This window comes from Marivita sp. (assembly GCF_020055635.1).
In the GTDB taxonomy this organism is placed as follows: Bacteria; Pseudomonadota; Alphaproteobacteria; order Rhodobacterales; family Rhodobacteraceae; genus Marivita.
Genome location: NZ_JAIPUT010000008.1, coordinates 112,761 through 120,467, shown reverse-complemented (window position 1 = coordinate 120,467; position 7,707 = coordinate 112,761). Strand labels below are relative to the sequence as shown.

At 63.8% G+C, this 7,707-nt stretch carries 8 protein-coding genes, 1 tRNA gene and 1 pseudogene; 4 read left to right on the top strand and 6 right to left on the bottom strand.

Annotation, left to right across the window (positions count from 1 at the left end):
• The 4 genes and pseudogenes from LCF60_RS06525 to LCF60_RS06510 all read left to right on the top strand — a co-directional run.
• Nucleotides 1-273: hypothetical protein (locus LCF60_RS06525; protein ID WP_292290547.1), on the top strand; the 273-nt coding region annotated here is incomplete at its 5' end.
• Nucleotides 274-484: 211 nt separating this feature from the next.
• Nucleotides 485-700: pseudogene (locus tag LCF60_RS06520) on the top strand (transposase); the annotation flags it as partial.
• On the top strand, nucleotides 667-1,266 hold the full coding sequence (locus tag LCF60_RS06515; RefSeq protein WP_292290546.1) for an IS5 family transposase: 600 nt from the start codon (nucleotides 667-669) through the stop codon (nucleotides 1,264-1,266). The pseudogene LCF60_RS06520 and the gene LCF60_RS06515, both read left to right, overlap by 34 nt.
• A gap of 90 nt (nucleotides 1,267-1,356) precedes the next feature.
• A complete protein-coding gene (locus LCF60_RS06510) occupies nucleotides 1,357-2,175 on the top strand; it encodes an IS5 family transposase (protein WP_292290544.1) in 819 nt (272 codons plus the stop codon).
• Here the strand turns inward: LCF60_RS06510 and LCF60_RS24595 are convergent.
• From LCF60_RS24595 to LCF60_RS06485, 6 genes are all read right to left on the bottom strand, one after another.
• Entirely contained in the window at nucleotides 2,160-2,390 is a 231-nt protein-coding gene (locus LCF60_RS24595) for a DNA adenine methylase (RefSeq protein ID WP_363318396.1), read from the bottom strand. The two genes, LCF60_RS06510 and LCF60_RS24595, sit on opposite strands and share 16 nt — an antisense overlap.
• Before the next feature lie 625 nt (nucleotides 2,391-3,015).
• Nucleotides 3,016-3,105 (bottom strand) — tRNA-Ser (locus LCF60_RS06505).
• Nucleotides 3,106-3,172: 67 nt separating this feature from the next.
• Nucleotides 3,173-3,553 carry a hypothetical protein gene (locus LCF60_RS06500; protein WP_292290543.1) on the bottom strand — a complete coding sequence of 127 codons (381 nt, stop codon included), beginning with the start codon at nucleotides 3,551-3,553 and terminating at the stop codon, nucleotides 3,173-3,175.
• Nucleotides 3,550-4,278, bottom strand: a complete 729-nt coding sequence (locus LCF60_RS06495; protein ID WP_292290542.1) for an alanyl-tRNA editing protein — start codon at nucleotides 4,276-4,278, stop codon at nucleotides 3,550-3,552. The genes LCF60_RS06500 and LCF60_RS06495 overlap by 4 nt, the downstream gene beginning before the upstream one ends.
• Nucleotides 4,275-6,647: a DUF3772 domain-containing protein gene (locus LCF60_RS06490; protein ID WP_292290540.1), complete on the bottom strand. Its 2,373-nt coding sequence runs from the start codon at nucleotides 6,645-6,647 to the stop codon at nucleotides 4,275-4,277. Before LCF60_RS06490 ends, LCF60_RS06495 begins: the two co-directional genes overlap by 4 nt.
• Entirely contained in the window at nucleotides 6,644-7,678 is a 1,035-nt protein-coding gene (locus tag LCF60_RS06485; protein WP_292290538.1) for a cysteine synthase A, read from the bottom strand. The genes LCF60_RS06490 and LCF60_RS06485 overlap by 4 nt, the downstream gene beginning before the upstream one ends.
• Nucleotides 7,679-7,707 lie beyond the last annotated feature (29 nt).

Genomic DNA, 7,707 nt, shown 5'->3' with positions numbered 1-7,707 from the left:
GCCGGGCGGGACGGGTTCGACCGGGTGGAGATCGCCGCCCCCTTCGATTTCGAGACCGAGCAGTCGCTGTTCGAGCGCCGCGTCAACCGCCAGGCCGTCGGCGCGCGGGCGCTGGCCGCGCGGGAGGCCGGGGGGGCAATCGAGTTGTTCGTCTCCCACACCCGCGCGCATCCGGAGAAATCCTGCGTGACCCTCGCATTGTCGCGCACCCGGCTGGAGGAGGCGTGCTTCTGCGGGCTGTTGCCATCCGCGACGATCGCTTTCAACCGCTGACGGTCGCTGGAAGAGACGCTGAAACTGACACCGCTGCGCATCTCCGCAGACTTGCACGAACGTCAGACCGTGGAAATCCCGAAAACGGGCTCTTCCGTTTCGCTCGGACACTAGGCCATGTGGACGAATTGACTCACCCCGCTTGAGAAGGATTCCCATCAGCATTTCTTGCTGATTCATAGGACATCGACGAATTTGCGGGAGGCCGTCGATGTCCACGAAGATGAACGAAGAGGATTGGGAACTGGCGTTGGAGGCGTTCAGGGCCTGTCTGCCTCGGCGGGGCGCCAGGGGGCGGGATGACCGGCTGTTCCTCGAAGCGCTCCACCACTTCACCGTCCACAACATCACCTGGCGGGCCTTGCCCGATCGGTTCGGAAACTGGAACAGCGTGTGGAAACGGTTCGACCGGCTCGGCAAGGCGGGTGTGTTCGAGGACTATTTCGCGATACTGGCGGGCCTGAGCGAGACCGCGCATCTGGTGCAGATGTTCGACTCGACGGTGATCCGGGCGCATGTCTCCGCGGCCGGCGCAAAAGGGGGCAGACGAGCCAGGCGCTCGGGCGGTCGCGGGGCGGGTTCGGCACGAAAATCCATTTGAAAACAGACCACGACGGACTTCCTGTCGCCTTCGAATTGACCGGTGGCGAAGCGGCCGACAGCCCGATGTTCGAAGCATTGATCGACGCCGGACCGGACGAACCGGCCCGCGCCGTCATCGGCGACAAGGGCTATGACAGCGACGCCAACCGCGCCCTGGCGCGCGAGCGCGGCGCCGTTCCGGTGATCCCGCACCGCTCGAACCGCAAGGCCATTCCCGCGCGCTTCGCGAAGGCGCTCTACCGGGGCCGCGCCCGCATCGAGCAGATGATGGGAAAGCTGAAACGGTTCAAACGCGTGGCGCTACGCTGCGAAAAAACCGCCAGAAACTTCAGATCCATCGTCGCTCTCGCCGCGACCTTCATCTTGCTCAAATCCGTCCACACGGCCTAAGAGCCTGTCCGCAAAGGGTGTGAAACGGGTTGAATGACCGCCGCCCGCCTGATTCACCGTTGTTCCTGGCAAGATACGACGGAGGATCGGATGGCTTGGACGGCGGCCACCCGGCGAGACTATGCGCGCCTCGGCGGGGCGTATTCAAGCGACATGACGGATCGGGAGTGGGGGCTGATCGCGCCGCTGCTGCCGGCGGCGAAGCCCGGCGGGCGACCGCGCAGGACGTGCCTGCGCCGGGTGGTCGATGCGATTTTCTATCTGCTCCAGACCGGCTGCCAATGGCGGATGCTGCCACGCGACTTTCCTGCGCGCAGCACCGTCTACGGTTACTTTCGAGCGTGGCGCGACGACGGAACATGGGCGCGCGTCCACGAGACGCTCTACCGCCGATGCCGCGATCTGGAGGGGCGGGAAGAAAGCCCCTCGGCGGCCATCATCGACAGTCAGAGCGTCAAGACCGGCCCCGACGCCCGGGATGCGGTCGGTTTCGACGCCGGAAAGCGCGTGAAGGGACGCAAGCGCCACCTGCTCTGCGATACGCTCGGCCTGATGATGCGCATCGAAGTCCACTCGGCCGGCGTGCAGGATCGCGACGGCGCGGCCCTCGTCTTCGACCGCATCGCCGCCCGCTTCCCCTTCATAGAGCGCTTCTTTGCAGACGCCGGATACCAGGGACCGCGCGTGGCCGACGCCGCGCCGCGCCCGGTCGAAATCATCCGGCACTCCGATGCCGGCTTCGTGGTTCAGGCAAAGCGATGGATCGTCGAGCGCACCTTCGCGTGGATCACAATCAACCGCCGACTTGCAAAGGATTTCGAGCGCTTCGCCGCAACCGTCCAGACCATGATCCAGCTCTCCATGATCAAGCTCATGTCCCGACGCATCGCGCGCTACAGGACCTTTTGAGACGGACTCTGAGACACCAGTCTTGCGAATGACATGATTGCCGACGAACTAAGATGGTCGTTTACATGAACTTTCCAGCCAGACTTGGAAGCGGCTTCTGCCACTGCGCCAGTTCCAGAGAATGCGTCAACAAATACCCCTCCATCAGGCGGCCCAATCAGTTCTATGATGCCGTCGACGATCCGAGCCTTCGAGCCGATGTAGCGGAATGACATTTATGGACGCTCTCCCTGCTCTTGTTATTCATTGAGCCCTTTGCGTGGGGGCCGTTTTCTTTGTGGCTACTTGCTCTTTCGCAATGTAAGCACATTACTGTTTACTGGTGGCTAAGCCGATAGCTGAATTTCCCGCCTGGGCGCTACGTATCAACATGAGGCTGAGCCTCTTCCAACATGGCACACCGGCGCTCCCCTCAGCAACATCTTGTGTAGGGCACGGTCCCTTTGTCCGCAGATTGTAGCGGAGTCAACTCAACGGAGCTCTCGCGGGCCCGGTGTATAGGCGCCAGCTTTGGCTGCGAAACCCTAGTTGCGTGTCGTTGCAGCCTCAGGTCGCAGGTCTCGCCCACTTGGGAGCAGAGTTCGACTCGGGTTCCGTCTCACAAACGCCACCCACGTCGAAGTACAGTGTACGCGCGCTTGAAAAACGCTCAATATCGGATACTTGCAAGCTATTCACCAAATCCGCGTAGTCATGAGGTCCGGAGAATATCGACCCTGAGAGACCGCTTCCGGGCCTCCTGGCGCGGGGGCCAGTGCTCAGCCCCTCCCGCATAACCCCCGAAAACAACGGAAAAATCCGGCCGCAGCCGGATCGGGAGAACGCTTTCGCGGGGGCAAGTGGCGGACAGGAAGGGATTCGAACCCTCGAGACGGTCTCCCGCCTACGCACTTTCCAGGCGCGCGCCTTCGACCACTCGGCCACCTGTCCGAGGCGGTGTTTAGAAGAAACCGCCGGGGGGATGCAAGGCGATTCATGAGATAATCTGAACCGGCGCTCAGAAGCGCCGCTTTCGCCACGCGGCCAGCAGGAAAAGAACGGCGATGACAAGCTCGAGGGCGACGGCTCCCAGGATGTGGAGACGGGCGATGCCAGACCACCACGCCGTCAGTCCGGTGCCGGCCACCCCGAGAAAGGCCAGCGCCGTGATCAGGCAAAGCGCGCGCAGAAAGCGGCCCGGCGCAAGGTCGCGGGCGGCAATCAGCACCGCACCAAGCGCCAGCACGGCCGGCGAGAACCGGCGCGCCGGAAAATCCATGCCGGGTGCATAGGCCGTTGCATAAAGCTGGAAGTAGCTCTGCGGGGCGACAAGCAGCACAAACCCCACACCGATCACGAAAACGCCGGTCGTCAGAAACAGCCCGCGCAGAAACATCACGTGTCGAGCAGAATGTTCACGCGACGGTTCTGTTTGCCCTTGTTCTCGATCTTGCCGAAAACCACGCGCCCGATCTCGCCGGTGCGGGCGACATGGGTGCCGCCGCAGGGTTGAAGATCGACCTGTTCCGCGCCGTCCCCGATACGCACGAGCCGGATCCTGCCGCTGCCTCGGGGCGGCTGCACGGACAGGGTCTTGACCAGCGATGGATTGGCCTCGAGATCGGCTTCGGTGATCCAGGTTTCGCTGACGACAAGGTCGCTGTCGATCAGGCGGTTGAGTTCGAGTTCGAGCGCGTCGCGATCCTCGGGAGGCTCGGGCATCATGAAATCCAGCCGCCCGCGCCCGGCCGTGATCGCGCCGCCGGTGACCGGCAGCGGTATCACCACCGACAGCAGGTGCAGCGCCGTGTGCACACGCATGTGCTTGTGGCGCCGCTCCCAATCCAGCCGCTGCACCACATGCGCCCCGACCGGGGGCAGTTGAGCAGGCTCGGCCGGGACAAGCACGCTTTCGCCGGCGCCGCCCTTGACCGTCGTCGCGATCGGCAGCGTGGTCCCGTCCCAGTCAAGCCAGCCGCTGTCGCCGGGCTGGCCGCCGCCGGTCGGATAGAAGGTCGAGCGGTCCAGAACGATGCCGCCCTCCTCGGTATGGCGCAGGACCTGCGCGGAGAGATCGCGGGCATACGGGTCGGTGCGGTAGATCGGCGTGAATCTGTCGGTCACGTCTGCGGCTCCTCTGGGTCGGCGTCATCGCGGGCCGGTGGCGGCGTCTCCGGTGCCCTGGTGTGCAGCGCTTCGGGATTGCGCAGCCAGATGTCGCGCTGTGCAAAGGGAATCTCGATGCCCTCTTTCTTGAAGGTCTCGGCGATCTGGTGGTTCACCTGGGTCCGCACGACGAGGATCTGTGTCACGTCCCGCAGGATCATCCGCACGTCGAATTCAAGCGCATCCGCGCCGAAGCCCTTGAAATGCACGAAGGGTTCGGGGTTCATCAGCACCATGTCGTGATTGCGGGCGATCTTGTAGAGAATATCCTCGACCTTCCGGGTATCGCTGCCATAGGCCACGCCCACCTCCACCACCAGGCGACCCAGCGTGTTGCCGCGGGTGTAGTTGGTGACCGAATTCGACACCAGATCGGCATTCGGAACGATGACGTCGGTGCGGTCGAAGGTCTCGATCCGGGTCGAGCGCACGGAGACTTCCCGAACCGTGCCGTGTTGGCCATTGACCTCGATCCAGTCGCCTTCCGAAATCGGCCGCTCGATCAGCAGGATGATACCCGACACGAAGTTCTGGACGATGTTCTGGAGGCCGAAACCGATCCCGACGGACAGCGCACCGGCCACCACGGCCAGCGCCGTCAGGTCGATGCCCGCAGAGGTGATGGCGATGATCGCGGCCAGGAAGATCCCGAGATAACCGGTGCCCGACACGATCGCGGTCTGGCCGCCCTTGTCGAGCCTGGTCTTCGGCAGGACCGATCCGCGCAACCCGCTTTGCAAGAGCCGTGTCAGCACGTAACCGATGATGAAGACGATTGCGAAGGTCAGGAAATCCGTCGGCGAGATCCGCGTCTCGCCAAAGGAAAATCCGGCCTGGAACCGCGCCCAGAGCTCGGTCAGATCGGCCACCCGCGCGCCCCAGATCAGGGCCAGGACCGGCAGCGACACCAAGGCCAGAACGGCCCCCGAGAGAACCGGAAGCAGGCTCTGGGTGTCATCCAGCGGCTCCCCCTTGAACAGGTGGTAGGCATCATGCACGAACCGCTGGCAGATCAGCAGAAAGGCGAACAGGCCCAGTGTCACGATCGTCGGAAAGATCAGCGCTTCCGAGAGGTTGAAATACCCGATCGCCGCGAGGATCGGCCCCACGACACCCACCGCCATGGCCGCCTGCCCGGCCAGCCGCGCCAGGCGCGATGGAAATGTCAGCGAGAAACTGTCATCGTCAAGCCGGTCTTCCACGGCCTCGTGCGGGCCGGTCTGGCGCAGGATCTGGCCAAGGCGGAACAGGATCAGCCCGCACAGCAACAGCACGACAAAGCCCAGGACCGACTGGGTTTCGCTGTCCCATTCGCCGATCTCGTTGAGATAGGCGAACAGCGTGTTGGCCGCCAGCAACCAGGACAGTGAATTGACATAGTAGCGCGCCTCGGTGCGGCGCTGCTGCGACAGCGAAATCGTGTTGACCTCATCGTCGCTCGAGAAGGTTTGCGCGGCCAGCCAACGCGCCAGGAGAACCACGAAGAGAAGCATGGGCAGCACGAAGATGATCTCCTGCCCACGCACTCCCAACAAGCCGCTGAGCGATCCCGCCTGCACCAACAGCAGCAACCCGATCACCGGCAGCATCAGGCGCAGCAGTGACAGGATCGTGCTCCAGACCCCCGTCCCCCGGCGGGTTTTCGACCGCAGCCAGGTGCCCAGCCGGTCGATCAGCTTGGGCGCACGGAACACGAACACCAGCGCCACAGCCAGCAGCAACAGAACGGCGGGCAGCTGGTCGGTCAGGGTGCGGCGGCGATCCGGATCGTTCCAGTTCTCCCTCAGCTCGGTGGCGATGTCCCGGAACGGCACGAAAAGACTGCCGATGGCCGGAGCCCAGAACCGCGGGTCAAGCGGTTCGGGTCCACGCTGCAAAAGGCGCTCGGTCTGCCGCGACCGGATCACCTCGTCGATCGCGTTGATCAGCCCGTCGGCGCGGCTATAAGCCTCTTCCGCGCGCATCACCGGCGCGCGCAGCTCGGCGATCTGCCGCTGAAGATCGCGCCGGCGCTGTGCGATTTCCTCGGGCTCGTCGCCGTCTTCGGGCCGCGGTCCCAGCGCATTCAACTGCGCTTCAAGCGTCGTCAGACGCGGATCCACCGTGCCCAGCCGCGCCAGAAGCCTGTCCCGAAAGGCCGCGACCTCGGCGCGCAGGTCTTCGAGCGCGTCCGTCGGCATCTCGCTTTCGGAGATCGCGTCATCGGCGCGGTCCGCGACCTGTTCCCATGCCGCATAATCGACCTGTTGGACCTGGGCCGAAACGGGAATGGCGGCCAGAATCAGGACGACAAGCGCCGCCCGCAGTGCAGCAGTCAGACGGATCATACGTCCTCGAAAACAGTCGGTATGTCCTGTGGTGCCTGTTCCATCCACTCCGGCACCGGCAGGCCCTTTTCGCGCAGGAAGGACGGGTTGAACAGCTTGGACTGGTACCGCGTGCCATAGTCACACAGGATCGTCACGATGGTGTGGCCCGGACCAAGATCGCGCGCCAGACGCATCGCGCCCGCCACGTTGATGCCCGACGACCCACCCAGACACAGGCCCTCCTCGGCCAGCAGATCGAACACGATGGGAAGCGCCTCTTCGTCCGGAATCTGGTAGGCGACATCCGGCGTGAAGCCTTCGAGGTTGGCCGTGATCCGCCCCTGCCCGATACCTTCGGTGATCGAACCGCCTTCGGACTTGAACTCGCCCGTCGTGTAATAGGAATAAAGCGCCGCCCCCATCGGATCGGCCAGACCCATCTTGACCCCCTTGGGCTGCAACACCTCGGCGACGCCGGCCAGCGTGCCACCAGACCCGACCGCGCAGATGAAGCCATCCACCTTGCCATCGGTCTGCTCCCAGATCTCGGGACCGGTGGTTTCGACATGCGCCTGCCGGTTGGCCACGTTGTCGAACTGGTTGGCCCAGATCACCCCCTTGTTGCTGCCCCGCGCCATTTCCTCGGCCAGACGCCCGGAATAACGCACGTAATTGTTCGGGTTCTTGTAGGGCGCCGCCGGCACCTCGACCAGTTCGGCACCTGCAAGGCGCAGCATGTCCTTCTTTTCCTGGCTTTGCGTCTCGGGGATGACGATCACCGTCTTGAAGCCCATCGACGCGCCGACCAGCGCCAACCCGATCCCGGTATTGCCCGCGGTGCCTTCGACAATCGTCCCGCCGGGTTTCAGAAGCCCCTTGCGAACCGCGTCGTTGATGATGAACAGCGCCGCACGGTCCTTGACCGACTGGCCCGGATTGAGGAACTCCGCCTTGCCCAGAATGGTGCATCCCGTCAGCTCGCTCGCCTTGCGAAGCTTGATCAAAGGAGTGTTGCCGACAGCTTCGGCCAGTTCGCCTGCAAAACGCATGATGCCCCCGTCAGATAAGTTCCTCACGG

Excerpts from the sequence above, each read along its gene's own strand:
- LCF60_RS06485 (WP_292290538.1), bottom strand. The coding sequence starts at position 7,678 with ATGCGTTTTGCAGGCGAACTGGCCGAAGCTGTCGGCAACACTCCTTTG.
- LCF60_RS24595 (WP_363318396.1), bottom strand. The coding sequence starts at position 2,390 with ATGTCATTCCGCTACATCGGCTCGAAGGCTCGGATCGTCGACGGCATC.
- LCF60_RS06490 (WP_292290540.1), bottom strand. The coding sequence starts at position 6,647 with ATGATCCGTCTGACTGCTGCACTGCGGGCGGCGCTTGTCGTCCTGATT.
- LCF60_RS06510 (WP_292290544.1), top strand. The coding sequence starts at position 1,357 with ATGGCTTGGACGGCGGCCACCCGGCGAGACTATGCGCGCCTCGGCGGG.